Origin of the sequence: Polyangium spumosum (genome assembly GCF_009649845.1) — a bacterium.
GTDB lineage: Bacteria > Myxococcota_A > Polyangia > Polyangiales > Polyangiaceae > Polyangium > Polyangium spumosum.
In genome coordinates this window covers 304,609-330,272 of record NZ_WJIE01000005.1, presented here as the reverse complement: position 1 = coordinate 330,272, position 25,664 = coordinate 304,609, and the positions used below count along the sequence as shown (strand labels likewise).

General features: G+C 71.1%; 14 protein-coding genes. 7 read left to right on the top strand and 7 right to left on the bottom strand.

Features of this window, described 5'->3' with window-relative positions:
- Positions 1-53 precede the first annotated feature (53 nt).
- Both GF068_RS18775 and bioA read left to right on the top strand, forming a co-directional pair.
- Positions 54-1,601: a sensor histidine kinase gene (locus GF068_RS18775; protein ID WP_153820784.1), complete on the top strand. Its 1,548-nt coding sequence runs from the start codon at positions 54-56 to the stop codon at positions 1,599-1,601.
- Positions 1,598-2,935 carry an adenosylmethionine--8-amino-7-oxononanoate transaminase gene (gene bioA / locus GF068_RS18770; RefSeq protein ID WP_338046454.1) on the top strand — a complete coding sequence of 446 codons (1,338 nt, stop codon included), beginning with the start codon at positions 1,598-1,600 and terminating at the stop codon, positions 2,933-2,935. The genes GF068_RS18775 and bioA overlap by 4 nt, the downstream gene beginning before the upstream one ends.
- Here bioA and GF068_RS43645 read toward each other — a convergent pair.
- From GF068_RS43645 to dnaX, 3 genes are read right to left on the bottom strand one after another with little or no spacing between them, the layout of a single operon-like run.
- A complete protein-coding gene (locus tag GF068_RS43645; protein ID WP_240807029.1) occupies positions 2,932-3,393 on the bottom strand; it encodes a peroxiredoxin in 462 nt (153 codons plus the stop codon). The genes bioA and GF068_RS43645 overlap by 4 nt on opposite strands.
- Entirely contained in the window at positions 3,390-4,730 is a 1,341-nt protein-coding gene (locus GF068_RS18755; RefSeq protein ID WP_153820781.1) for an MYXO-CTERM sorting domain-containing protein, read from the bottom strand. Before GF068_RS18755 ends, GF068_RS43645 begins: the two co-directional genes overlap by 4 nt.
- Positions 4,731-4,738: 8 nt before the next feature.
- Positions 4,739-6,781 (bottom strand): DNA polymerase III subunit gamma/tau, encoded by a 2,043-nt coding sequence (dnaX, locus tag GF068_RS18750; RefSeq protein WP_153820780.1) that lies wholly within the window; start codon positions 6,779-6,781, stop codon positions 4,739-4,741.
- 149 nt (positions 6,782-6,930) lie between these two features.
- Between dnaX and GF068_RS18745 the strand changes: the two genes are divergently transcribed.
- From GF068_RS18745 to GF068_RS18730, 4 genes are read left to right on the top strand one after another with little or no spacing between them, the layout of a single operon-like run.
- Positions 6,931-7,254 carry a YbaB/EbfC family nucleoid-associated protein gene (locus GF068_RS18745; RefSeq protein ID WP_153820779.1) on the top strand — a complete coding sequence of 108 codons (324 nt, stop codon included), beginning with the start codon at positions 6,931-6,933 and terminating at the stop codon, positions 7,252-7,254.
- Positions 7,255-7,926 carry a recombination mediator RecR gene (recR, locus tag GF068_RS18740; protein WP_338046453.1) on the top strand — a complete coding sequence of 224 codons (672 nt, stop codon included), beginning with the start codon at positions 7,255-7,257 and terminating at the stop codon, positions 7,924-7,926.
- A 15-nt stretch (positions 7,927-7,941) separates the two neighbouring features.
- Positions 7,942-8,322 (top strand): RidA family protein, encoded by a 381-nt coding sequence (locus GF068_RS18735; protein WP_153820778.1) that lies wholly within the window; start codon positions 7,942-7,944, stop codon positions 8,320-8,322.
- Positions 8,323-8,355: 33 nt separating this feature from the next.
- Positions 8,356-10,383 (top strand): hypothetical protein, encoded by a 2,028-nt coding sequence (locus GF068_RS18730; protein ID WP_153820777.1) that lies wholly within the window; start codon positions 8,356-8,358, stop codon positions 10,381-10,383.
- Positions 10,384-10,442: 59 nt separating this feature from the next.
- On the opposite strand, the gene GF068_RS18725 is transcribed toward GF068_RS18730, so the two are convergent.
- From GF068_RS18725 to GF068_RS18715, 3 genes are read right to left on the bottom strand one after another with little or no spacing between them, the layout of a single operon-like run.
- Positions 10,443-11,321, bottom strand: a complete 879-nt coding sequence (locus GF068_RS18725; protein ID WP_153820776.1) for an aminotransferase class IV — start codon at positions 11,319-11,321, stop codon at positions 10,443-10,445.
- A gap of 20 nt (positions 11,322-11,341) precedes the next feature.
- The gene (locus GF068_RS18720; RefSeq protein ID WP_153820775.1) at positions 11,342-11,989 is read right to left on the bottom strand and encodes a DUF374 domain-containing protein; all 648 of its coding nucleotides are present in this window, start codon (positions 11,987-11,989) and stop codon (positions 11,342-11,344) included.
- A complete protein-coding gene (locus GF068_RS18715; RefSeq protein ID WP_153820774.1) occupies positions 11,986-23,226 on the bottom strand; it encodes a tetratricopeptide repeat protein in 11,241 nt (3,746 codons plus the stop codon). Before GF068_RS18715 ends, GF068_RS18720 begins: the two co-directional genes overlap by 4 nt.
- Before the next feature lie 312 nt (positions 23,227-23,538).
- On the opposite strand from GF068_RS18715, the gene GF068_RS18710 reads away from it, so the two are divergent.
- Positions 23,539-24,435, top strand: coding sequence for a 3-hydroxyacyl-CoA dehydrogenase family protein (locus GF068_RS18710; protein ID WP_153820773.1), 897 nt, complete (start codon positions 23,539-23,541; stop codon positions 24,433-24,435).
- On the opposite strand, the gene GF068_RS18705 is transcribed toward GF068_RS18710, so the two are convergent.
- Entirely contained in the window at positions 24,432-25,226 is a 795-nt protein-coding gene (locus GF068_RS18705) for an enoyl-CoA hydratase/isomerase family protein (protein WP_153820772.1), read from the bottom strand. The genes GF068_RS18710 and GF068_RS18705 overlap by 4 nt on opposite strands.
- Positions 25,227-25,664 lie beyond the last annotated feature (438 nt).

The window sequence follows — 25,664 nt, the reverse complement described above, 5'->3', positions numbered from 1 at the left end:
GGGGATCGGGGAAAGCTCCGAGGACTTTGCACGCCCACGCCATCGCCGGATTCATGAGCGCTTGGGTGGTCGCGTACGTCGCGATCGCCACGTTCTGCTTCGTCGCGCGGCGGCGGGAGCGCCTGCGCGGGCGCGAGGCCGACTTCTTCCTGTTCGGTTTCTTTTGCCTCGCGCTCGCGGTGCACACGGCGGGCGTGGCGGCGCTGCACGTGCTCCGGGGCGCCGACGTCGTGCGGATGGTGCTCGTCGCCTCGGACGTGGGGCGCGTGCTCGCGGCGGGGCTCGTCGCGCACGTGGTCGCGCAGCTCTCGCAGTGGAGGCTCGCGCGGCGCGCGCTCGTGGGGATCTACGGCGCCGCAGCGGCGCTCGCCGTGGCCGTCGTGGTGGACGATCTGCGGCGCCACGGGGTGGTGGCCGAGGCGCCCGTGACGGTGCTCGGGGTCTCGGTCGTGCAGGTCGTGACGCCGCGCGGCGCGCTCTCGGTCGTGGTGTCGATCGGGGCGCTCGTGGCGTCGCTCTTCGGCGCGACGGTCTTCGTGCGAGGCGCGCTGCGAGGACGCGTGGACCTCTTGCCCTCGCTCTGGGGCGCGCTCGCGCTCGTCGTGAGCACGGGTTACGACGGCATTCACGGCGTGCTCGGGCACGGCAAGCCGCTCGCGAGCCCCTACGGCTACGCGGCGTTCGTGATGGGCGTCGTGATGTCGCTCCTGTCGCGGTACGCGTCGCTGCGGCTGCGGCTCGAGGAGCGCGCGGGGGAGCTGAAGACGAGGTCGGCGGAGATCGCGCGGGCCTACGAGGAGCTACGCGCGGCGCAGGCGGAGCTCGTGCGCAAGGAGCAGCTCGCGGCCGTCGGGGAGCTCTCGGCGGTGATCGCGCACGAGGTGCGGAACCCGCTGGCGATCATCACGACCGCCGTGGCGACGCTCCGGCGCGAGGGGCTCGGCGAGGACGATCGGCAGACGCTGCTCGGGATCCTCGACGAGGAGGCGTCGCGGCTGAACCGGCTCGTGGGGGATCTGCTCCGGTACGCGCGGCCGGTGCGCTGCGAGCGGCAGCTCGTGTCGGCGCGCGAGATCGTGGAGCGCGCGCTCGCGCTCTCGCAGAACCAGACGAGCGTGAAGGTGACGTTCGTGGAGCCGGAGCCGCTCGAGCGTATCCAGGCCGATCCGATGCTCCTCCGGCAGGTGTTCGAGAACATCGTGACGAACGCGCTGCAGGCCATGCCGAGCGGAGGTTCGCTCACGGTCACGCTCGTGCCGCAGGTGGAGAACAGCGTACACGGGGTCGAGGTGCGCGTCGCGGACACGGGCGAGGGGATGGACACGTCGGTGCGGGATCGCGCGCTCGATCCGTTCTTCACGACGCGGGCGGCGGGGACGGGGCTCGGCCTCGCGATCGTGGCGCGTATCGTGGACGCGCACGGCGGGCGTCTGTCGATCCAGAGCGACGTGGGCGCGGGGACGGAGGTGCGGATCTTCTTGCCGCAACAAGGGGAGCCGCCGCCGGGGCGGAGGAGCGTGCCGCCGGAGGTGAGCCGCACGAGCTCGCTGCCGCCGATGCCGGTCGAGGTGCGGCGCGCGTTTGCAGGGAGGAAGGCGTGACGAAGGACGAAGACGCGCGGGCGCGATGGCGCGCCGAGCTCGTGCGCGCGGACAAACAGTACGTGTGGCACCCGTACACGCCGATGCAGCGGTACATCGACGAGGTGGATCCGCTCTGCGTGGAGCGGGCCGCGGGGGCGCGCTTCTTCGACGTCGACGGGCGGAGCTACCTCGACGCGAACTCGAGCTGGTGGGTCTCGACGCTGGGGCACAACCACCCGCGCCTCGTCGAGGCGCTCGCGCGGCAGGCGGGCAGGCTCTGTCACGTGTCGCTCGCGGGCGTGACGCACGAGGGCGCGGCGAAGCTCGGCGAGGAGCTCGTCGCGATCGCGCCGCCGGGGCTCGTGAAGGTGTTCTACAGCGACGACGGCTCGACGGCGGTGGAGGTCGCGCTGAAGCTCGCGCTGCAGATGTGGCAGAACGAGGGGCGCCCGCAGCGCCGGAGGTTCGTGGCGCTCGATGGAGCGTTCCACGGCGAGACGATCGGAGCCGCGAGCCTCGGGGGCGTGGAGGTGTTTCGAAGGCCCTTCGCGGGCGTGCTCATGGAGTGCATCCACGTGCCGCCGCCCGAGGGCGACGCGCCCGAGGACGCCGGATACGCGCGCGCGTTCGAGGCCCTGGAGAAGCTGCTCGCCGAGGGCAGCGACACGATCGCGGCGGTGGTGCTCGAGCCGCTCGTGCAAGGCGCGGCGGGGATGCGGATGTACGACGCGGCGTACCTGAGGCACGCGCGCGCGCTCTGCGATCGGTACGACGTGCTGCTCGTGATCGACGAGGTGTTCACGGGTTACGGGCGCACGGGAGCGATGTGGGCGTCAACGCGCGCGGGCGTCGCGCCGGATCTGATGTGCCTCGCGAAGGGCTTCTCCGGGGGCATGTTCCCGATGGCGGCGACGCTCGCGACCGGGCGGGTCTTCGACGCGTTCCTCGGCGCGCCGGAGCGGGCGTTTTATTACGGCCACTCGTTCTGCGGCAACCCGCTCGGCGCGGCCATCGCGCGCGAGGTGCTCGCGATCTTCCGCGAGGAAGAGATCGTGGCGAAGGTCCAGCCGAAGGCCGCGCGTATCACGAAGGCGTTCGCCGCGATGCGCGAGATCCCCGGCGTGGTGCGGAGCCGATCGCTCGGGATGATCGGCGCGCTCGATCTGTCGAAGGGAGCCGCGTACCTCGGCGAGCTCGGCTGGAAGGTCTACGTGGAGGCGCGCAAGCGCGGGGCGTATCTGCGGCCGCTCGGGGACGTGGTGTACGTGGCGCCGCCCTTGACGATCCCGGACGACGAGCTCGAGACGTTGCTCGGGATCGTCGAGGAGAGCGTGCGGGCGGCGCTGGGTTAGCCTGCTTTTGCGGCGAGCTCGCGTAACAGCGCGATCGCGTCGTCCACGTGCTTGTGCGGGAGCAGCTCGTAGTTGAACACGCCCCGCACGATGCCTTGCTCGTCGATCACGAACGTGATGCGCCGGTCGAGGCCGATGATCGGCCAGAGGACACCGTACGCCTTGGCGATGCGTTTGTCCGCGTCCCCGATCATGGGGAACTCCACGGAGAGGGACTTCGCGAAGTCACACTGCGTCTCGTGTTTGTCCGTCGAGACGCCGACGACCTCGCCGCCGAGGGCGACGATCTCCTTGTATGCGTCGCGAAACCGCGACGCCTCGACCGTTCACCCGGAGGTGAAGGCCTTGGGGAAGAAGTACAAAACGACGCGCTTGCCGCGCATCGCAGAGAGGCTGACGTTTGCGCCCGTGGACGCGCTCGCGCTGAACTCGGGGGCCTTTTCGCCGACGCGGATCATGCGCGGAGCTTAGAGCATCGAGCCGCCCTCCGCCGTCGAAAGTACGAGGCGAGCGCCGCGAGGCCGCCGAGGACGGCCGCGCCGGAGGTGCTCGAAGCGCCGCCGAGGTCGCAGGCACATCCGCCCGCCGGTTCGAGCGGCTGCGGCCCACCGCCGCCGCTGCCGCTGCCCGATCCGCTGCCCGCGCCGATGCCACCACACGCGCTCGGCTCGATCGCGAGCGTGGCCGCGATGCCCGGCCAGCTCATCACGCACGCGGCCGTCGTCTCGGCCTCCGCGGGGCACTCGAGCGGGCAGATGTCGGGCAAGTCGTAGAGGTTCTCGAAGGTCTTGCCCTCGTCCTTCGAGAGGCCAACGGTGAAGCCGTCGACGAACTGGTTGCCGCAAGCGTAGAGGCCCGCCGTCGTCCACGTGAGGCAACGCGTGTAGACGTCGCTGACCTTCTGGAAGGCGAGGTCCGCGGTGCTCGCGAGCTGGATGCCGTCCTTGGGGCCGCCGATCGCGACGCGCGCGCCGTCGGGCGAGAGCGCGAAGCCGAGCAGATCGTCGGCCGCCGCGAAGACCTCGGTCCACGTGGCGCCCGCGTCGTCGCTGACGAGCAGCTTGTCGATCGGATCGCCGCTCATGCGCAGGTAGACGCGGTCAGGGTTCTGCGGGTCGATCGCGGCGAGGAAGGGGACGTACTTGGCGTAGGAAGCGTCGAGGTAGGTGCGCGTCCAGGTGACGCCGCGATCGTCGGAGCGCTCGATCGCAGGCGCGAAGGACTTGCCCACGATGCCGCTCGCGTAGAGGCGCTGCGGGTTCGACGGCGTGACGTCGACCGTGAGGGCGATGAAGTCGCTCAGGATCGCGTTCCCCGCCTGCGTCCAGGTTTTGCCGTTGTCCGCGGTCTCGGCGATGATCACGTGGAAGCCGTCGGTGCCCTTGCCGGTGGAGGTGATGGCGACGGCGCGCGTGGGGTCGTCCTTGTGGACGGAGACGTCGATGACGTACTCCTTCTCGAGCGGGGCCGGCGCGAAGTCCCAGGCGCAGCCGCGATCGTGGCTGATGCTCAGGCCCTCGAAGATGCCGGCGAGGATCGTGCCGTCGCTCATCACGCCGATGGCCGGATCCTGGGTGCCGCCGTAACCAACCGCGCCCTCGCAGATCCACGACCACGCGCCGCCCGCGTCCGAGGTCTCGAGGACGCCGTACGTGGTGCGAAGGACGATGTGGGAAGGATCGTTCGGGTCGACGACGAGCTGGTCGGCGATGGGGAAACGACCGTTCGCGTGGGATGTGGCGGGCGAGAGGAGCGAGAGGGCCGCGATCGCCGCGGCGAAAGGAAAGACGCGCATGCCGCAGGTTAGCGCGTGCTCATCCTCTCGGCGGCGGCGGCGTCCTCGTGTCCGAGGCGTACGTCGCGCAGCTCGGCGCCGAGCAGCTCGATCGCAGCCGTGACGAGCGGGTGATCGGCGATGGCGCGGCGGGCGCTGTCGAGGCGAGCCTTGCGATCGGCGCCTTCGATCTGCGCGAGCGTGACGGCGCCGCTGCCGGGGCGGAGGATCTCGAACGAGAGGTCGGGGCTGCCGCCGAAGTGCGCGGCGAGGGCGCCGCGGATGACCTCGCGGGCGGCAGGATCGTGCGCTTGCCGGCCGAGGAACTCGTTCTCGAAGCCGAGCACGAGGCCCTCGGGCCCGATGCGGAGGAGCGCGGCGTGCTCGAGCACGGAGCCGAGCGGGGCGCGTTTTTCGCGCACGATCTCGATGACGGCCCGGAGGGCGGCGAGGTCGGCGGCGCTCGGAGCGGCGGGCCCGTTGACGGAGGCGTTTTGCGGCGGGGAGAAGGCAGGTCGGCCGTTGACGGAGTCGTTTTGCGGCGGGGAGAAGGCAGGTCGGCCGTTGACGGAGCCGTTCTGCGGCGCGGAGAAGGGAGGTGGTCCGTCGACGGCCCCGTTCTGCGGCGCGGAGAAGGCAGGTCTGCCGTTGACGGCCCCGTTCTGCGGTGCGGAGAAGGCAGGTCGGCCGTTGACGGAGCCGTTCTGCCGCGCGGAGAAGGGAGGTGGTCCGTCGACGGGGCCGTTCGCGGGGGCCGGAGCGGTCGAACGTGGGACGGCGGCTACGTTCCCGGCTGGTGGAACGGTCGAGGGGTCGGCCGACGAGGCGCCTCGGCGCTGGCCCGGCGGCGTGCCTCCGCCTTGCATGGGCCTGCCGTGCCCCGCGGCGCCCGGAGCCGCGCCGCCCCCGCCGCCGCCGAGCAGGCGCCGCTCCATGTCCGCGATGCGCCGCATGAGCTCGTCGACGGGCAGGAGCGGGGGCCTACGCGCGAGGCGCACGAGCGTCATCTCCAGCGTGGCGCGTGGCTGGCCGCCGCGGGTGATGTCGTCGAACGAGCGCGAGAACCCCTGATGCAGGCGCGTGAGGTCGTCGGCGTCCGCCCGCGCCGCGAGGGCCTTCACGTCGGCGAGCTCGCGGTCGGCGAGGTCGAGCAGGCCGCTCGGATCGTTCGAGACCTTGGCGACCACGAGGTCGCGCAGGTGGGCGAGGAAATCTCGCGCGACGTGGGGCAGATCGTAGCCCTGCGAGGCGAGGTCGCCGACCGTGCGCAGGCACGCCTCGGCGTCGCCGTCGACGAGCGCGGCGGCGAGTCCGTGCAGGACCGAACGATCCGCGACGCCGAGCACACGCGCGACGCCCTCGGCCGTGAGCTTCTCGCCGTCGACGCCGACCCAGGCGAGGACCTGATCGAGCAGGCTCATCGCGTCGCGCATGCTGCCCGCGGCCTCGCGGGCAATGATGGAGAGCGCGGCGTCCTCGAAGCCGACGCCCTCCTGCTCGAGCACGAAGCGCAGGCGCGCGGTGATGGCGAGGGCGCTGATGAGCTTGAAGTCGTAGCGCTGGCAGCGGCTGAGGATGGTGACCGGGATCTTGTGGACCTCGGTCGTCGCGAAGATGAACTTCACGTGGGGCGGCGGCTCCTCGAGCGTCTTGAGGAACGCGTTCCACGCGTTGTTCGAGAGCATGTGGACCTCGTCCACGATGAAGATCTTGAACCGGTCGCGCGAGGGCCGGTACGGCAGGCTCTCCTGGAGCTTGCGGACGTCGTCGACGCCGGTGTAGCTGGCGCCGTCGATCTCCTGGACGTCGACGTCGCTGCCGACGGTGATCTCGAGGCAAGCCGGGCACGTCTGGCAGGGCTTGGACGTCGGACCCTTCACACAGTTGAGCGATTTCGCCAGGATACGCGCGCTCGTTGTCTTGCCGACGCCGCGGACGCCCGTGAACAGGAAGGCGTGCGCGACGCGGTTCTTGGCGATCGCGTTCTCCAGCGTGGTGGAGACGTGCCCCTGACCGACGAGATCCTCGAACGACTGCGGTCGGTACTTGCGCGCGAGGACGACGTAACTCATCGCCGCCTCGACGTAGCAGAAAGCCACCGCGGCGTCGTGTATCTCCAGGCGGGCATGCGCGGCGGGCGGCGAGCGGGCGGATGTACGCGCGCGGGCCCTCGCGTCCGGCCTTGCAGCCCCGCCAAGTTCACGGCATACACGCGGTCCCCATGCAATTTCGCGGCGGAATGAACGAGCTGGTCCGTCAGGCGGCCCGGATGCAGCGCAAGATCGACGAGGCCAAGGCCAAGATCAAAGATCACGAGATCTCGGCGTCCGCCGCCTCGGAGAAGGTCTCGGTCACCGTGACCTGCGAAGGCAAGGTCCGAAAGATCTCGATCGATCCGGACTTCCTCGCCGCCGAAGGCCTGGAGATGGCCCTCGACGCGGTCGCCGTCGCGGCGAACGCAGCGCTCGAGCAGGCCGACAAGCACGTCGACGCCGAGATCGCGAAGGTCACGGGAGGCGTGAAGATCCCGGGAATGCACACGTAAGTGGCCACGCGGAGCCCCAACTCCTACGTCACGCGCTCCTCGTCTCTGCCCGAACGCCTCACGCGCGTCGCGCACCTGTTCGCGCGTCTGCCAGGCGTCGGCGAGAAGACCGCGCAACGCTTCGCCCTGTTCGTGGCCACGGCGGACGAGGAGGTCGCGCGGGATCTCGGCGCCGAGCTCGCCGCGCTCCGCGACCACGTGAGGCCCTGCGAGCGCTGCGGGAACATCGCCGAGCTCGCCGAAGGAGCACAACCAGGCGAGGTCGCGCGTTGCGCGATCTGCCGTGACGAGCGCCGCGACAAGGCGCTGCTCTGCGTGGTCGCGCGGGTGCAGGACCTGCTGGCGATCGAGCGGAGCGGGGTGATGCGGGGGAAATACTTCGTGCTCGGACGATTGCTCTCGCCGCTCGACGGGATCTCCGCCGAGGACCTGCCGCTCGAGCGGCTGCGGCGCATCGTCGAGGACCCGGCGGCGCCCGTGAACGAGGTGCTGGTGGCGACGCCGCCGTCGGTGGACGGCGAGGCGACGGCGCTGCTCGTGGCGCGCGAGATGGCCGCGCTCGGCGCCCGCGTGACGCGTATCGCGAGCGGCGTGCCCCACGGCGGCGACCTCGAGTTCGCCGATCAAGTCACGCTCGGCCGCGCCATCGAGGGCCGGAAGAGCTTCGGCTGAACGGAGGAACGGAAGATGCCGAAAACGATCATTTCCACGGATCGCGCCCCGGCCGCGATCGGCCCGTATTCGCAGGCGACCCGCGCCGGGAACATGGTCTTCTGCAGCGGCCAGATCCCCATCGATCCGAAGACGGGTGAGCTCGTCGCGGGCGGGATCGAGGCGCAAACGAAGCAAGCGCTCGCGAACCTCGAAGAAGTGCTGCGCGCCGCCGGCGCGTCGTGGGCCGACGTCGTACGAACGACGATCTGGCTCGTCGATCTCGGCGATTTTGCGGTCGTGAACCGGATCTACGGTGACGTCGTGGGGGCAGAGCCGCCCGCACGCGTGACCATCCAAGTGTCGGCGTTGCCGAAGGGCGCCGCCGTCGAAATCGATGCGATTGCCCACCTTTAACGGCAATTCCCAATTCCCCAGGGGAGCCTCGAAATGACCACCAAGGACGATAGCGACAACCCCGAGAAGAAGACGCGCAGGATCGTCCGCTCGGCGAGCACGCGGCGCGAGGGCGAGCCCGGCACCGACAGCCCGACTGCGGAGGCCCAGCCCACGCAAGAGGCCGGGGAGGCGAAGCCCGAGGGCTCCGCCGCCGCGCCCGCCGCGCCGAAGCCGCCCGCCGCCACGAGCGGCCCAGGCGCAAGGCCCGAAGGCGTGCGCCGCATCGACATGCGCGGGCCACGCCCGCCCGCCGGCACGAGGCCGAGCAGCGGTCGTCCGCCCGCCCGAGGCCCTCGCAGGGACGCAGGCGGCGATTTCGTGCCGCGTCAGGAAGAAGGGATGCGCCCGCGCCCGGGCCCCAACGCCGCACGCTCGCCAATGGGGATGGGCCCGCGCCCGCCGCGCCCGGCAGGCCCGCCCGGCGAGGCCCGCGCCGAAGGCGGCGAGAGGCCGCCGCGAGGTCCACGCCCGGAGCGTGGTCCGCGTCCGGAAGGCCGAGGCCCGAGGCCGGACCGCGGCCCGAGGCCGGACCGCGGCCCGAGGCCGGAGGGCGCAGGCCCGCGGCGTGATCGCCCGCAACAAGCGCCGAGCGCCGCCGCGCCCGCCGCCGCCGCGAAGCCGGCCGCGCCGCCCGCGAAGCCCGCCGCGCCCGCGCCCGCCGCGAAGCCGGCCGCGCCGAAGCCGAACATCGTGACGATCATCGCGCCGCCCCCGAAGGCGAGCGGCGGCGTGAAGGCCGCAGCGCCGAAGCCGGCGCTGACGGCGAAGGAGGCGCTCGCCCTGAAGGCGAAGGCCGCGCAGGCAAAGGGGAAGGCCCCGACGCAGCCCGCGAAGGCCGAAGGCGCCGCAGAGGCCCCGGCCGCCGCGGCGGCCCCGGCGTTCGAGGCGGCGGAGCTGTCGGCAGGCTGGGAGACGGCCGCAGAGGCCACGCGCAAGGCAGGCGAGCAGAGCCCCGCGCTCGTGGACGCGTGGCTCGCGGCCTCGAACGTGGAGGCGATCGCCGCGGTGGCCGACGCGGACGACGCGCCGGGCGCCGCACGCAAGGCGGCGCGTCGCGCGATCAACATCCTGAAGTCGCGCGGGACGGCGATCCCGACGCGGCCGCGGGTGGCACGCGTGGACACGCGAGCCGAGGTGGCGCTCGAAGCGACGTTCCTGCCGCCCGACGGGAGCGGGACGTCGGCCCTCTCGATCACGAGCCGCGACGCGAGCGGTCGTTACCACCTGGCCGAGGTGATCGTGCGGGAGCCGATCGGCATCCTGAACGCGGGCAGCGCGTGGATGAGCGGCTCGCAGCTCAAGGAAGGCCGGAGCCGCGCGCTCGAAGGGCTCGGCGTGTCGCCGGCGCCCGTGCCGGTGGAGTGGGCGCGTCACCGGATCGCCGCGGCGCGAAAGCAAAACGCGACGTCGGGGCAGATCCTGCCGCTCGGGTTCGAAGGCTGCCGCGAGCTCGTCGAGCCCGCCCCCGAGGCCGAGCCGGCGCACCCGGTGGCAGACCTCGAGGCCGAGATCACGAGCGAGTTCGCCTGGGCACGCGCGCCGGGGTCGGCGACGCTGCACGAGGAGCCGGAGTTCCGTTCCTGGCTGCCCGATCGCGGGAGCCTGGAGGACCTGCTGCAGAAGCTCGGTCAGCGGCTCGGGCCGGAGGGCGTGCGTGATCCGCAGGCCGTGAACGCGGCGCTGAAGGAGGAGATCGAGGCCGCGACGGACCGCTTCTTCTCGCCCGAGGCGCGCACGATCGTGGCGACGCGGATGCGCGACGCGGCGATCTCGGTGCGCTCGCGCAAGGGGAGCGACCGCGCGACGGACGTGCTCGCCGTGGCGCGCGCGGTGAAGGAGGCGGGGCTCATCACGTCGCCGCCGCGGGAGATCCCGTTCCTGCTGGCCTTCTTCCAGAAGGGGATCAGCGTGCTCGCGCATCAAGGCGGCGGGTCGCTGCGGATCCCCGTGGCGCCGATGGGGCCGCAGGGCGCGCCGCAGGCTGCTCCTGCGGAGGAGACGCAGGAAGCGTCGACCTGAGCGGCCAGACCTCACCTCCCTGACCCCCCTCTCCACATCCGTGGAGAGGGGGAATTTCGTCAGCCTTCCCAGGGCGCTTTGGCGTCGCCCATGCCCACGTGTCGCCGGAACACGAGGTGCAGCGCACGCGTGTGCGGGCCCGGTTTGCCGTCGCCGATCGGCGCGCCGTCGACCGCGACGACGGGGAGGATTTCGCGCAAGCTCGAGGAGAGGAAGACCTCGTCCGCCGAGCGCACGTCGTCGGGCTGGAGCGGGCGTAACTCGACGGAGAGCCCCGCCTCGCCCGCGATCGCGAGGATGTGCGCGCGCGTGATGCCCGCGAGGATCCCAGCCTCCTCGGGCGGCGTGATCAGCGCTCGATCCTTCACGACGAACACGTTCGAGGTCGTGCCTTCGACGATCTGCCCCGCGGTGTTGATGATGAGCGCCTCGTGCGCGCCGACCTCACACGCCTTGCGGATCGCGAGCACGCTGGCGAGGTAGTTGCCGACCTTGGCGCCATGCGCAGCATCACAAGCACGCTCGGTGCGCTGCGTGATGACGGAGACGCCGTCGCGGTACATCGACACCGGCAGGAGCTTGAGCGGCTCGACGAGGATCACGCGCAGCGGATGCGCCGCGTGGCGCGGATCGAGGCCGAGCGGGCCCGAGCCGCGCGTGAGCGTGGCGCGCACGTAACTCTCGAGGTTGCCAGCGGCCGCGAGGGCTCGCTCGATCTCGATGGCAAACGCAGGCGGATCGAGCGGCATGGGGATCGCGACCTGCGCGGCCGATCGTTCGAGCCGGCGCACGTGCTCGTCGAGGGCGAAGGGCCTGCCGCCGTAGGTGCGGATGGTCTCGAAGACGCTGTCACCGTAGAGGAAGCCGCGGTCGTAGACCGAAACCTTGGCGTCCTCGGGCGCGAGGAGCCTCCCATTGATGCAGGCGATTCGGCTCATGGTGGTCGCCGAAGAGCTTGTCACGGATCGGCGCCGAGCGCGCGCAGAGCGGCGTCGCGAGCGGCGTCGATCGCACGCGCGAGGGTGTCGCCGTCGAGGCCACGCGGGTCGAGCGGAGCGCCCAGGACGACCACGACACGCGAGAAGGGGCGGGGGATCTCGAACCGGTCCCAGGTGCGCGCGAGGACCCACGCGGAGGAGCAAGCCGAAGCGAGGGGCACGACGAGGCCACCCGCGAGGCGAGCCGCGAGGAGGGCGCCGACGCGGTCGCCGTCGCCCCGCACGACGCCACGCGGGCCACGAGGGCCGTCCACGGCGAAGGCGGCGTCATGACCGTGCCGCATGCGGCGGACGATGCCCTTGAGGCCCATGGCGCCGCCGCGGGAGGAGGAGCCACGCTCGACGACGAGGCCGAGGGATCCGAGCGCGCCGGTCTGGATCTCGCCGTCGTCGGAGAGGCTGACGAGCACGGCGGTGCGGCGGCGCTTGGGCCAGCGATGCAGGGCGAGCTGCTGGCCGTGCCAGAAGGCGAGCACCCAGGGGAGGCGCTGCGTGGCGTCGAGATCGGGGTGAGTGAGGAGGGAGAAGCGGACGGTGCGGAGGAGGGCGCGGGCGACGAGCCCCACAGCGTGGCCGAGGGCCCGTCGTCGCGTCTCCTTCGTGATCACTTCTTCAGCTTGGCGAGCAGCTCCTTCGCGGGGGCGAAGTTCTTGTCGGCGTCGACCGAGCGGTCGAGCTGCTGGATCGCCTTCTTGTCGTCGCCCTGCGCGTGGAGGATCCGGCCGATGTAGTAGAAGGCCGCGGCCTTCGTGATCGGCGAGTTCTCGTCGAGCTTCTGCAGGAGCAGCGCGCGGAAGGTCTTCTGCGCGCGCTCGAAGTGCGCGTCGCGCGCCGCCTTCTCCTCCATGGACTCGCCGAGCTCGAGCGAGAGCACGCCGAGGTCACGGAGGATCACGACCGAGCCCGGGTCGATCTTGAAGGCGATGTCGAGGTCCGCGAGCGCCTTCTCCTTGTCGCCGTCGGCGAGGTACGCCTTGGCGAGCCGGTGATGGATCGTCGCGAGCTCCTTCGAGCGGCGACCCCCGTAGGACTCGACGATCTTCTGCAGCACCTCCGCGGCCTGCTTGCCGCGGCCCGAGGCGCTGTAGGCGTCGCAGAGCGCGAGGAGCAGCTCGCGATCGCTCGGCGCGAGCTCCGAGGCCTTGACGAGCAGGTCCGCCGCGGCGCCCGGATCGCTCCGCTTGCCGAGGTGGATCTCCGCGGCCTTGCGGTAGAGCTGCACCTTCTGACCGGGCTCGGTCGCGGCCTCGGCGTCGCCCTTCACGAGGTCGGCGAGCTCGGCCCACGCCTGCTGCTTCTCGTAGAGCGCGTGCAGCTTCTTGCGGATGTCCGCGGCGCGCTCGTCGGCCTTCAGGCCGGCTTCGAGGACACGACGGACCGCCGCCTCGTCCTTGAGCGCCGTGTACAGATCCGCGAGGCGGAGCGACGTCTTGACGGCCTCTTCGCCGCTGGCGGAGGTGAGGACCGTCTCGAGCGCCTTGGCCGCCTCGGCCTTGTCGCCCTTCTTCTCGTAGAGGCGCGCGAGCGAGAGCAGCGCGCCCTTGTGGCTCGCGTCGCGCTCGAGCACGGCCTTGTACGTCTCGATCGCCTTCGGGACGTTGTTCAGCCGGTTCTCGAAGACCTCGCCGAGGCGCACGCTGTAGACGAGCTCCGCGGAGAGATCGCCGCGCTCCTTGGCGAGGTCGATCTGCGTGTTGAGGAGCTCGGCCAGCTCGTCGTCGCGGCCCGTCTTCTCGAGGAGCTGCGAGAGGAGGAGCGTGGCCTGCTCGTGCGTGCGCTCCTCGTCGAGGATCGCGCGCAGGTGCTCCATCGCCTCGCTCGTGGAGTCGAGCTTCTCGATGCAGATCTTCGCGCTCTCCAGGCGGAGCGTGGCGCGGGTCGCCGGCGACTCCGCGAGGTCGACGAGGCGCGAGAGGACGTCGAGCAGCTCCTTGTGCTTGCCGGCCTTCGTGTAGAGCTCGCGCAGCGCGTCGGAGGCCTTCGCGTCGCTCGGCTCGTCCTCGAACGCCTGGCTGTAGAGCTCGATCGCGCTCTTGTCGTCACCGAGCTTGTTCCGCGCGACGTCGGCGGCCTGATGACGCAGGTCGCGGATCAGGTTGGCGTCCGCGCGCAGCTCGATGCGACGCACGATCAGCTCGAAGACCTCCTTGTGATCCTCCGCCTTCTCGCGGACCTTCGTGAGCTCGGCGAGCGCCCAGAGGTCGCTGTCGTCGGCCTTGATCATCTCGCGGAGGATCGCCTCGGTGAGCTCGGCGTCCGCGAGCACGCCCTCGGCCAGGCCCTTCGCCTCGCGGCGCAGGTCGGAGGCGAGGTGGCCGAGGCCGTCGAGCGCGGCGAGGCGGCGGAGCGTGCCCACGAGGTCACGCTCGCGGCCAGCGGCGCGCTGCAGGCCCTCGATGTTGCGCAGGATCGTCTCGCTCGTCGGGTCGTGCTTCAGCGCCTGTTCGAGCGCGCGTTCGGCAGCGGCGTTGTCGGCGAGCTTGTCCTTGCGCCACTCGGCGAGGCGCATCCACAGGTCGCGCGCCGCGTCCGTCGAGAGGTCGCTCTTCTCGGACACGGCCTTCTCCAGCGCGTCCGCGGCGCTCGCCCACCCGCCCGTGATCGGGGCGAGGCGCTCGAGCTCGGCGAGCACGTCGACGTCGGCCGGATCGTCGGCGAGCGCGGCTTCGAGCGCGGCCTGCGCCGCCTTCGGATCGCCGCCGCGATCCTCGAGGACCTTGGCGAGGTCGAGCCGGAGACGCACGCGCTCGGCGGGCGTCTCGACGAACGCGATGCGCTTCTCGAAGAGCTTCGCGAGCGCCGCGTGATCACCCTGCGACTTGTAGACGCTCTCGAGGGCCTCGGCGGCCTCCTCGAAGAGCGACCGCTCGTCGGTGAGCTTCTCCAGCGCCGCGCGCGAAGGCGCGTGATCGGGCGCCCGCTCGAGGGCCTGCTTGAGCGTCGCGAGGCCCTGTGACTTCTCGCCGAACGCGTCGATCTGGATCGTGGCGAGCCGGTGGTAGAAATTCGCCTGCTCGCGCTCGTCGGAGATCGCGGCGACGCGACGCTCGAGGACGTCGGCGAGCGCCTTGTTGTCCCCGAGCCGCGAGTAGAGCCGGTCGAGGGCTTCGAGCAGCGCGGGCTCGTCGCCGGCCTGCTCGACCGCCTTCGCGTACGCCTCGACGCTGCGCCGATCGTCCTTGAGTTTGTCCTCGGCGATGCGGCCGACGCGCAGCCAGAGGTCCTTCGCGATGACCGCGTCGAACGTCGCCGCCGCGCGCTGCGAGAGGGCGTCGCAGTACCGGCCGAAGCCCTCGGAGCGCTCGGTGAGCCGCTCGATCTCGGCGTGGAGCTCGGGATCGTCCGGCGTGTCCTCGAGCGCGCGGAGAAGCGCGCCCTCGGCGGCCAGCGGCTTTCCGAGCTTCTCGTCCTCGACGATCGCGATCGAGCGGAGCGTGCGGGCGCGGTCGATGCCCTCGGTCTGCGCCTTGAGGCGCATCTCGAGGACGCCGACGAGCTCCTCCCAGCGCGAGGCCGCGCGGAGCACGGGCTCGAGCGCGTCGGCCGCGTCGAGGCGGAGCTCCTCGCGACCCTCGCCGATCGCGCGGATCGCCTTGATCGCGTGATCGTTCGTCGCGTCGTCGTCGAGCACCAGGCGGTAGTGCTCGAGCGCGTCCTGCGGGCTCGCGAGCTCGGTCGCGTAGAGGTCGCCGATCGCCGTCCTGAGCTTCACGCGCGCATCACGGCCTTCCGCGAGGCTGGCTTGCAGCTTCAGGTTGTCGAGCAGCTCGTCCCACATCTTCTCGGCGCGGTAGAGCCGCTCGAGCGAGGCGAGGACCGGGGCGTCCGACGGACGCGCGTCGAGCGCCTGGTTGAGCGCGTTGATCGCCTCTCGACGGTCGTCGAGGGACTTCTCGTAACGCTCGGCCGCGCGGACGTTGAGGTCGTACCGGAGGTCGGCCTCGCCCGAGCCCGCGAGCTCGACGCGACGCGCGTAGAGCTCGACGAGCCGCTGGGCCGCGTCGCGCGGCTCGTACAGCGGGATGAGCGCGTCGACCGTGACCGTGCTCTCCGGATCGAGCTCGAGGGCGCGCTCGTACGCCTTGATGGCGCCCTCCTCGTCGTCGAGCATCTGCAGCTTCGTCTCGGCGATGCGCCGCCAGATGGCCGCGTTCTCGTCGTCGGAGGCGAGCTCGCTCTTCTTCTCGAGGACCTGGATCAACGTCTGCCAATCGCTGAGCAGCATCGACAGCATGTCGATCGCCTCGAGCGGATCACGCTCGCTCGGATCGAGCTCGCTGAGCCGGCGGTAGGCGCCGAGGGCGCGCCGCGGATCGTCGACCTTCCCGTCGTAGACCTTGGCCACGGCGAGCAAGAGCTCGCGCTTGACCACGTCGTCCGTCGTCTTCTCGATGCCCTGCTCGTAGCTCTCGCAGAGCCGCTCCCAGGCGCCCAGCATGGTGGCGAGGCGCTCGAGCTCGGCCCGCGTCTCCCCGTCCTCGGGGTCGAGGGCGAAGGCCGCGCGCATCGAGCGGAAGGCGAGGCTCCTGTCGTTGCCGCGTGTCTCCCAGAGCTGCGCGGTCTCGCGCAGCACGGCGACCTTCTCGTGCACCTCGGTCGCCAGGTGGTAGCGATCCTCGTTCAGCTTCACGAGCAAGCGCCAGTCGTCGCTGCGCTCGTAGAGCGGACGGAGGATCTCCACGACGCGCGCCTTGTGCTCGTCGTCGCGCGTGAGGGCCTCGAGCTCCTTGATGGCCTCCTGGTGCCAGGGCACGTCGGAGACGATCGCCTCGAGCTGATCGATCGCCGCCGAGGTGTCCTTGATCTTGTCGCGGAGCAGCCGCGCCAGCGCCAGGCGGTAGGGAGCGCCCTCCTCGCCGTTCGCCGCGGACTCGGCGCGCCGGAGGTAGAGGTCGGCGAGGTCCTGATCGCGCCCGAGCTCCGCGTAGAGCTCGGTCAGCGCGTCGAGCGTGCGCGCGTCGGACTCGTCGACGTCGAGGGCCGCGCGGTAGGTCTCGATCGACTTCTCGGGCTGCTTGAGCTCGATCCGCTCGAGGCGCGCGATCGTGTGCAGCGCGTCGAGGCGCTCCTTGTCGTAGCGGTAGTCGAGCGACGCGCGATAGAGCTCGACGCGCTCCTCGTGCCTCCGCTCCTTCACGAGCAGGCCGTCGATCGCCGAGAAGAGCTCGCGCGACTCCGGCTCGAACTCGTGGGCGCGCCGGTACCACTTGAGCGCGCTCGGGACGTCGCCGAGGTCCGCGTAGATCTCGCCCGTGCGACGGCAGAGCTTGGCGCTCTGGCCGTCGTCGACCGTGATCTCGGAGAGCTCGGCCGAGTAGATCTCGGCGAGCCGCCGCTCCACGCTCGCCACCTTCGCGAGGCGCTCGAGCTCGTGCCACACGCTCTCGTCGCCGAGGTCCTCGTGCAGGAGCTTCGCCACCGTCTCGAGGGCGGCCTTGTAGTCCTCGAGCTGCTCCTCGTGCAGCGTCGCCAGGCGCGTGAGCAGCTCGCGCCGCTCCGACGGGTCCTCGCTCGCCGCGAGCCGCGCGTCGAGGGCCATCTTCACGCGCGCCCAGTCGGCGCGGCGGAGGTAGACCGGCTCCAGCATCTCGCCCGCGCGCGCCCGGTGCTCCGGGTTCTCCGACGCCTCGAGCAACGCCTCGAGCTCGCCCACCGCGCCCACGTGCGCCGAGTCGATCACGAGCGCCTCGGCGAGCTCGTCGAACGCGCGGGACACGTCCTCCAGCCGCTCGTGCGCGACCTTCGCGATCTTCACGCGGAGCTCGGCCGGCGCCCCCACCGCTCCGTCGAGCTGACGCTCGTAGAGCTTGATGAGGTCCTCCCAGCGCTTCGAGTCCTTGTAGAGCTTCTCGAGCGCGTCGATCGCCTTCGGGTTGAGCTCGACGTCGAGCAGCGCCTCGTACGTCTCGATCGCGCCGGTCGGATCCTGGAGCGCGTCGCGCTGCAGCTCCGCCTGGCGGAAGAGGAGGCGCTTCTTCTCGACGTCGTCCTCGGCGTTGTCCACGCGCTGCCTGAGGATCTCGAGGAGGTTCGGCGCGTCGTTCGCCTCGCCGTAGAGCTCTTCGAGGGCCACCATCGCGCGGCGATCGTCGCTCCTCGCGTCGAGCGCGTTCTTGTACCACTCGACCGCGAGCGCCTTGTCGTCGAGCTTGGTCCGGGCGAGCTCGCCGACGCGCAGCCGCACGTCCTGCTGCACGTCGCCGTCGAGGATCCCGTCCACGACCGAGCGGTAGAGCTCCGAGAGCTCCGCCCACCGGCCCGTCGCCGTCGCGAGGCGCTCGACGGTCTCGATCCACTGCGCGACCTCGGGTTCACCCGCGGACTCACGCACGCCGCGCACCGCATAACCGAAGGCCCGGCCCGTGTCGCCGAGCGGACCCTCCGCCGTGCGCAGCGCGCTCTCGAGGTTCGAGAGCCGCTCGCCCGTGCTGTCCGCCGTCTCCACCTCGATCTCGAGGACGCGGAGCAGCTTGTCGCTGTCGCCGTCGGCCTCGTAGAGCGGGTGCAGCGTCTCGGCGGCATCACGCCGCGCCTCGGGATCCTCGAGCAGCGCCTCGAGCGCGCTCCTGCAGCGCGCGTTCGCCGGATCGAGGACGAGCGCCTGCCGATACGCGTCGAGCGCGCCCGGCAGATCACTCTGGTGCAGGCGCCGCACGTCGCCGAGCCGCGCGAACAGGTCGAGCCGCTCTTCGAGCTCGCTCGCGAGCGAGAGGTGCACGTCGAGGGTGTCAGCGAGATCCGACCACCGCTCGGCCTTCTCGTAGAGCGCTTCGAGCGCCGAGAGCGTGGCCGGCTCGGGGCCGAACTCGTCGGAGACGTTGCGCCAGCCGCTGATCGCGCCGGACACGTCGTCGAGCTTGCTCGCGAGCGTCTCGGCCGCGCGCACCATCGTCCGCTTGCGCTCGTGCTCGTCGTTCGAGAGCGTCTGCCGCGCCTCCAGGATGGAGACGAGCTCGCGCCACTCGCCCGTGCGCTCGTAGAGGCGCTCGAGCGCGGAGAGCGCTTCGAGGTCCTCCGGATCGTCCGAGAGCCGCGCGCGCCAGGCGCCGATCGCCTTGTCGGGCGCCTCGAGCACCGACTCGTACACCTCGCCGATGCGCCGGTAGAGGTTCCTGCGCTTCTCGAGGTCCTCTTCGAGGCGCACCTCGATGCCGAGCACCTCGGCGAGCGCCTCGTGCTTGCCCTTGCTCGTGTAGATGCCCGCGAGCGCCTGGGCCGCGGGGATCACCAGGTTCGGATCACTCGCGTCGATCGAGAGCACGCGCTGGTAGACCTTCTCGGCCCGATCCTGGTCGGCCAGCATGTCCGCGTAGATCTCCGCGACGACCATCAGGATCTCGCCCTGGGTCGGCGGCGTGCTGCACGCGTCCGCGGCCGCCGTGAGGACAGCGGCCATCTTCTCGTGCTCGGCGAGCCTTCGTCCGATGTCCACGAAGCGCTCGCGGACGATCGCGTCGTCGGGCTCGAGCGGGACGAGCTCGCTCAGGGTGGCGAACGCGCCCGGGTCGTCGCGCAGCCGCTCGTCGCGCAGCGTGCTCACGCGGCGCAAGAGCTCCCGACGCTCGTGCTCCTCCGCCGCGCCCTCGCGCCGGATCTCCAGCACCCGCACGAGCTGACGCACCTCGTCGCGCGCCTCGTACACGACCTCCAGCACGCGCGCGGCGCGCAGGCGCAGGCTGCCCACCTCGAGCAGGCGCTCGACGAGCTGGCGCGCCTCCGCGTCACCCTGCCTCTGCTCCAGCACGTGCTCGAGGTGTTCGAGCGAGAGCGCCGGCTCGTGCAGGCGATCGAGGTAGATCCGCCCGAGGCTCAGCTTGATGTCGGCCGCCTCCTCGTCGGTCGCGGTCTCGAGCCTTCTCTCGAGCAGCGCCGCGAGGTCCTTCCACCGACCTTCGCGCTCGTAGAGCTTCTGCAGCGCGTCGAGCGCCGGCTCGTAGAGCGCGTCGAGCGTGAGGATGCGCTCGTAGTAGCGAATCGCCTTCGCCGCGTCGCCCATGATCTCCTCGGCGATCACGGCGACGTCGTTGAGCAGCTCGATCCGCGTCGATTGATCCGGCGTGCCTTGCGCGGCCTTGTCGTAGAGCGCTTCGAGCTCGCTCCAGCGCTCCGCGTTGGTCAGGATCTGCTTCAGGCGCGAGAACGCGCGCTCGTTCGTCGGGTCCACCGCGAGCACGCGATCGAGGTAGGGCATCGCGCCCTCGGGATCGCCGAGCTGCTCGTCGTGGAGCATCGCCGCGCGCTCGCAGAGCTCGATCTCCACGTCGTCGGGCAGCTTCTTGCTGCCCTCCACGTTCCGCGCCGCCACGAGGTGCGTGCGGTACGCCTCGGCGAGATCCGTCGGCCGGCCGGCCCGCGCGGAGAGCTCGGAGGCGCGGTCCCAGACCGTGAGCTCGCTCGAGAACTCGTTCAGCGCGCCGAGCACGACGTCGAGCGCCGTGCCCACCGCGCGGAGCTTCTCCTCGTTGACGTCCGCGAGCTTGAGGAAGAGCGCGAGCCGCGTCGCCGTGTCCGTCTCCGTCTCCAGCAGCACCTTGATCGCGTGCGCCTCGCGGCGCGCGTCGCCCGTCTCGGCGTACTCGATCGACAGGACCTGCGCCGCCTGCGCGCGCGTCTCCGGCTTGTCGAGCAGGCGCGCGAGGATGCTCACGGCGTCCGACTCGTGCGGGAGGATCTCCAGCGCCCGCACCGCCGCGTCGAACGCGTCCTGCGGCCGCTCGAGCTTCTCCAGGTAGAGCGTGGCGAGCTCGACCTCGCATTGCCCGCGCTGATCACCCTCGGACACGTCGCGGTGACGCGCCACGACCTCGGCGCCCGCCGCCGCCTCGCCCGCCGCGATGAGCAGGCGCGAGAGCGCGCGCAGCGCCTCGCCGCGCGAAGGCGTCACCTCCACGACCTTGCGCAGGAGCAGGATCGCCTGCGCGTTGTCGCCGAAGACCTCCTCTTCGAGCGTCGCCCACTCCTCGAGGATCTCGGCGCGCTCCTCGCCTTCGACCTGATCGGCGCGGAGCTGGAAGAGCCAGCGCAGGTCGTCCTTCTTCTCGTTCGCGCGGAGGAGCGCGTCGAGCTCGCGGATCGTCTCGTCGTCGGTCGGATCCGCCTCGACGAGCTCGCGGTACGTCGCCGCCGCCTCGTCCACCTTGCCGAGCTCGCGCGCGTACACCTCCGCGAGCCGCAGCTTCAGCGCCCGCCGCGTCGCGCCGTCGATCTCCTCGTCGCGCTTGAGCCGCGCCTCGACGGCCTCGACGAACGGACCCCACGAGCTCGCCGCGCGCGACCACGCTTCGAGGAGCGACAGCCCGTCCTCGCTCGCGTCGAGCTCGTAGGCGCGCCGCGCGTACCCGAGCGCCTTGTTCTTGTCCGCGAGTGGCCCGCCCGTCACCGCGGCGAGCTTGCGCAGCATCGAGACCTGCTCCTCCACGTCTTGCGTGGCGCCGAGCAGGATCTCGTAGAGCGCGGGCAGCCGCGCCCACTTCTCTTCCTTCTCGTAGATCGGCACGAGCGCCGCCGCCGCGCGCGCGTCCGTCGGCGAGACGCTGAGCACGCGCTCGTACGAACGCACGGCCCGCTCCGGCGCGCCGAGCTGATCCTCGTAGATCCGCGCCGCGCGGAAGGAGATGTCGAGCTTGACGTTCGGATCACTCGCCTTGTCCGCGGCGCCCGAGAGGAACTCGACGAGCCCCTCCCAGTCGTTCTGCGACGCGTAGAGCTCCTCGAGCCCGTCCCAGTCGCCCGACGCCACGTACGACTCGCGCAACACGCGGAGCGCGCGCGCGTGCCCCGGCGAGAGCACGAGCACGCGCCGCCACGTGCGCGCCGCCGCCACCGGATCCTTCAGCCGCTCCGCGTACACCGCGCCGAGCTTCTGCAGCGCGTTCAGCCTGCCGGCGTCGTCCGTCGCCGCGTCCACGCGCCGCTCGAGCACCTCGGCCACCGTCGCGAAATCCTTGTCGCGCTCGGCCTGCTTCTCCAGCGCGTCGAGCACGCCCGGCGCCGAGGCGTCGAGCTCCAGGATCTGCTTGTAGTGCGCGATCGCGTCCGCGCCGCGATCGAGGCGCTCGGCCGCGAGCTTCGCCATCTCGCCGAGCAGCTCGACGCGCGCCGCGTCCTCCGTCCTCGGGAGCTGCGCCTCGTAGAGCGCGTAGAGCTGCGCCCACGAGCGCCGCTTCAGGTAGAGCTCCTTCAGCCGCGACTCGGCCTCCTCGTCGCCCGGCGCCACCGCGAGCAGCGACTCGTAGGCCCCGACCGCGTTCTGGACGTTCGAGAACTGATCGACCCAGCGACGCGCCACCGCGCGGTAGAGGTCCGCCTTCTCCACGTCGCTCGGGGAGAGCTCGGCGAGCTTCTGCTGGTACGAGAGCAGGTCGCGCCACCGACCGAGCGTCTCGTAGACGCGCGTCAGCTCACGCACCGCGTCGATGTCCCGCTCGTCGAGCTGGACGATCTGCGTCAGCACCGTCACGAGCGCGGCGTCGTTCTTCGCGCGGTCGCGGTAGACCGAGGCGATGTCGCGCAGCACCTGGATGCGCGCCTCGACGTCCGTCTGCGGCGTGCGCTCGAGCTCCTGCCGGTAGAGCTCCACGAGGGCGTTGTAGCCCTCCGTCTGCATGTAGAGCCGCTTCAGGGCGTCGCGCGCGTCGCGGTTGTCCGGGTCGGTGCGCAGGATGTTCTTGTACTGATCGATCGCCTTGTGCGCGTTCTCGGTCGACTCGGCGAGCTTGGCGAGCTCCGAGGCGATGGCGCGTTTGTCGGCTCCGTCGGGCAGCGCGCGCTGGGCATCCGTGAGGATCGCGTAGAGCCGCGCCTTGTCGCCCTTGGCGAGCAGGTGCTCGCGGAAGAACGACAGCATGCCCGCGTGCGTGGGATCGGCGCGACGCACGCGGTCGAAGTACGCCTCCGCCGCCTGCGGCTGGTTGCGCATCCGCCAGTGCACCATGCCGATCTGGATGAGCACGCCGAGCTCCTCGCCCGGCTTCACGCCGCCGCCCTTGAGCTGATCCTCGTAGAGCGCGACGAGCTCGTCCCATTGCTCGTTCGAGGTGAAGTGGTCGGCGAGGAACGCGAGCGCTTCGGGCTGACCCGGCTGCAGGTCGAGCACCTGCGCGAAGGCGTCGCGGGCGCGGGCCTTGTCGTCGAGCTTCTCCGCCGCGACGCGGCCGAGCTTCAGCCCCGCCGCGATCCGCTCCTCCTTCGCCGTGCCTTCGCGCAGCGTGAACGAGAGCGCCCGCGCCACGCCGTCCCAGTCGGCGACCTTCGCGCTCGCGCGCTCGAGCAGCCGCGTCGCGCGGCCGTTCTTCGGGTCGAGCGCGAGCGCGAGGCCGACGAGCTCGTCGATCCGATCACGCGCCTCCGCGTGCCCGTACCGGAGCGCCACGTCCGCCGCGCTCGCCAGGAGCGAGCTCTTGAAGGCGGGACCGTCGGCGTTCTCCGACTCGGCCACGTAGCGGTCGACGATCTCGCTCCACCGCTCGCGCTTCGTCGCGTCGCTCTCCAGCGCCTCGGCAGCGGCCTCGTCGCTCGGCCGGAGCTCGATCAACCGCTGGTAGGCTGCTCGCGCCTTGTCGGCGTCGAGGAGCTCCTCGTTGTAGATGCGCGCCAGCTCCGCCTGCATCGGCGGCTCGACGGGCGTCCCCGAGGCGAACGAGATCTCCAGCTCGAGGAGCTTGGCGACCGCGCCCCATTCTCTCCGCTCCTCTTGCTTGGCCCGCGCGAGCCCCAGGAGACGCTCCACGTCGTTCGTCGACGTGTCGGGGGCCGTCACTGCCTCCGCGAGATCGTTCCAGGCCGCCTCGTTCTCGGGATCGGACTGCAGGACCCCGAGGGCCACGCGAATTTTCTCAACGCTCATCGTTACCCCGGTCGGCGAAGCTCAACGACACGATCATCCGGTCACCCAAAGCCGCACCTCGACGTGCAGCGCGGGCTCCTTGGACCAGACAGCTCATCCTCCTCCCGCCATGCGTCGTCGAGAGAAGGATCCTCGGATTTATTTGACGCGAGCCGACTCTACGCTGCATTCACCTGGCGTTTCAAGGCGCCGTTTCCAATCCCGCCCGGCCGTCCGCCTGTCGCGCGGCAAACCCGCGGGAAAGCGCTCGTCCGCTCGCCACGAGCCCTCGCCCGTTCCACGCGGCGGCGCGTTGGGTTATCAAGCGGCCCCATGAACGCTTCCTCGGTGAAACGGATTGGTGTCGTCGGCGCCGGCCAGATGGGCCGCGGCATCGCGCAGGTCGCAGCCGCGGCCGGGATCGAGGTCGTCCTCTGCGACGCCTCCCTGGAGATCGCGGACAAGGGCAAGTCGCTGATCGGCAAGATCCTCGGAAAGCAGGTAGAAAAGGGGAAGATGTCGGCCGACGAGCATCGGGCATTGCTCGATCGCATCGTCCCTGCCGGCAGCATGGATGGCTTCTCCTCCGCGGAGCTCGCCGTCGAGGCCGCGACCGAGAACGTCGACCTCAAGATCGACCTCTTCCGCAAGGCCGACGCGGCCCTCGCGCCCGGCGCGATCCTCGCCTCGAACACCTCGTCCATCTCGATCACGCGCCTCGCCGCGGCCACCTCGCGTCCCGAGCGGGTCATCGGCATGCACTTCATGAACCCCGTGCCGCTCATGAAGCTCGTGGAGATCGTGCGAGGCGTGCAGACCTCGCCCGAGACCTACGCCCTCGTCCACGAGCTCGCGGTTCGTCTCGGCAAGACGGTGATCACGAGCGAGGATCGACCCGGCTTCCTGGTCAACCGCATGTTGATCCCCTTCCTCAACGAGGCCTGCTTCACCTTGCAGGAGGGCGTGGGCAGCCCCGAGGACATCGACACCGGCGCCAAGCTCGGCCTGAACCACCCGATGGGCCCGCTCGAGCTCGCCGACCTCATCGGCCTCGACACGGTCCTCGCCATCGCCGAGGTGCTCCACAAGGACCTCGGCGAAGACAAGTACCGCCCCGCCGCGCTGCTCCGGAACCTCGTCGCGGCCGGCTGGCTCGGCAAGAAGAGCGGACGCGGCTTCTACGTGTACGACGAGAAAGGCCAGAAGACGACGAGCAGCCTGGCGCGTTAACGCCCCAGGAACGTCGGCTTCGCCTTGCCGAGGAACGCCTTCATCCCCTCGCGTTGATCCTCGGACCCGAACAGACCCGCGAACGCCTGCGCCTCGAGCTCGCATGCCGAGGCGAGGTCGATCCCCTCTCCGTGCAGCATCACCCGCTTCGCCGCGGCCACCGCGAGGGGCCCGCGCGAGGCGATCTTCAGCGCCGCGTCACGCGCGCGAAGCACGAGCTCCGCCGCCGGGAACACCGCGTTCACGAGGCCCATCACGAGCGCTTGCTCCGCGCCCACCATGTCGCCCGTGTACACGAGCTCCCGCGCCCGCGCCGCGCCCACGCGCCTGAGGAGCCGCTGCGTCCCGCCGAAGCCGGGCATCACCCCGAGCGTCACCTCCGGCAGCCCGAGCTTCGCGCCCTCGGCCGCGTAGATGAAGTCACACGCGAGCGCGAGCTCGCAGCCGCCGCCGAGCGCGAAGCCGTTCACCGCGGCGATCACCGGGAACGGCAGCGCCTCGATCCGATGACAGAGCCGCTGCCCCGCGTCCGCGAACCGCTTGGCCGCGATCGGCGTCATCTCCGCCATCTCCCCGATGTCCGCGCCCGCCACGAACGCCTTGCCCGCGCCCGTGAGGATCGCCGCCCGCACCACGTCCTCTCCTTCGCCGGAGCTCGCGAGCGCCTCGAACGAGCGCGCGAGCTCCGCCACGAGGTGCGCGTTCAGCGCGTTCATCTTGGTGGGCCGGTTGATCGTGATCGTCGCGATCGATCCGGTCCGCTCCACGAGGACGAGGTCGGTTTCCGTCATGGCGCCCGCGTTACCAGGGCCCGGCCTCGGTGGGAAGTCGGGAGGAACCGTCTGCGGGGCTTGCCGTGAGGGCAAAAAAAAGTCGCGCAGCGCACCGGTTGGGGGGGGCGGACCGGCACGCGCGCGACGAGTGAGAGTGTGACATCCGCGCGCTCCTTGTCGAGTGGAAGTGCGCGACTCGTGCACGGAAATGACGATCGACCAGGCCGATCCGACACGTCCGCACGACCCCTCCACAACGAGGCTGGCTCCTTCATGCGCACTCGTTGTGCTCGGGACCACGGGCCGACGGAAGGGAGCCGAGCGGGCAGAACGGTGAGACCCGCGCGTTGCGCAACGTGATGCGTGCTTCCTCGGCGCGCCGGCCTCCCAAACGAGCGCTGAAGCCCGACCAGAACGCAACCGATCTTGTCCCCACGTGCGTCTCGGGGTGAAACT

Bases quoted from the DNA above. Each gene is read 5' to 3' on its own strand.
- GF068_RS18775 (WP_153820784.1), top strand. From the start codon at position 54: ATGAGCGCTTGGGTGGTCGCGTACGTCGCGATCGCCACGTTCTGCTTC.
- GF068_RS18755 (WP_153820781.1), bottom strand. From the start codon at position 4,730: ATGCGCGTCTTTCCTTTCGCCGCGGCGATCGCGGCCCTCTCGCTCCTC.
- dnaX (WP_153820780.1), bottom strand. From the start codon at position 6,781: ATGAGTTACGTCGTCCTCGCGCGCAAGTACCGACCGCAGTCGTTCGAG.
- GF068_RS18745 (WP_153820779.1), top strand. From the start codon at position 6,931: ATGCAATTTCGCGGCGGAATGAACGAGCTGGTCCGTCAGGCGGCCCGG.
- GF068_RS18735 (WP_153820778.1), top strand. From the start codon at position 7,942: ATGCCGAAAACGATCATTTCCACGGATCGCGCCCCGGCCGCGATCGGC.
- GF068_RS18730 (WP_153820777.1), top strand. From the start codon at position 8,356: ATGACCACCAAGGACGATAGCGACAACCCCGAGAAGAAGACGCGCAGG.
- GF068_RS18725 (WP_153820776.1), bottom strand. From the start codon at position 11,321: ATGAGCCGAATCGCCTGCATCAATGGGAGGCTCCTCGCGCCCGAGGAC.
- GF068_RS18715 (WP_153820774.1), bottom strand. From the start codon at position 23,226: ATGAGCGTTGAGAAAATTCGCGTGGCCCTCGGGGTCCTGCAGTCCGAT.
- GF068_RS18710 (WP_153820773.1), top strand. From the start codon at position 23,539: ATGAACGCTTCCTCGGTGAAACGGATTGGTGTCGTCGGCGCCGGCCAG.
- GF068_RS18705 (WP_153820772.1), bottom strand. From the start codon at position 25,226: ATGACGGAAACCGACCTCGTCCTCGTGGAGCGGACCGGATCGATCGCG.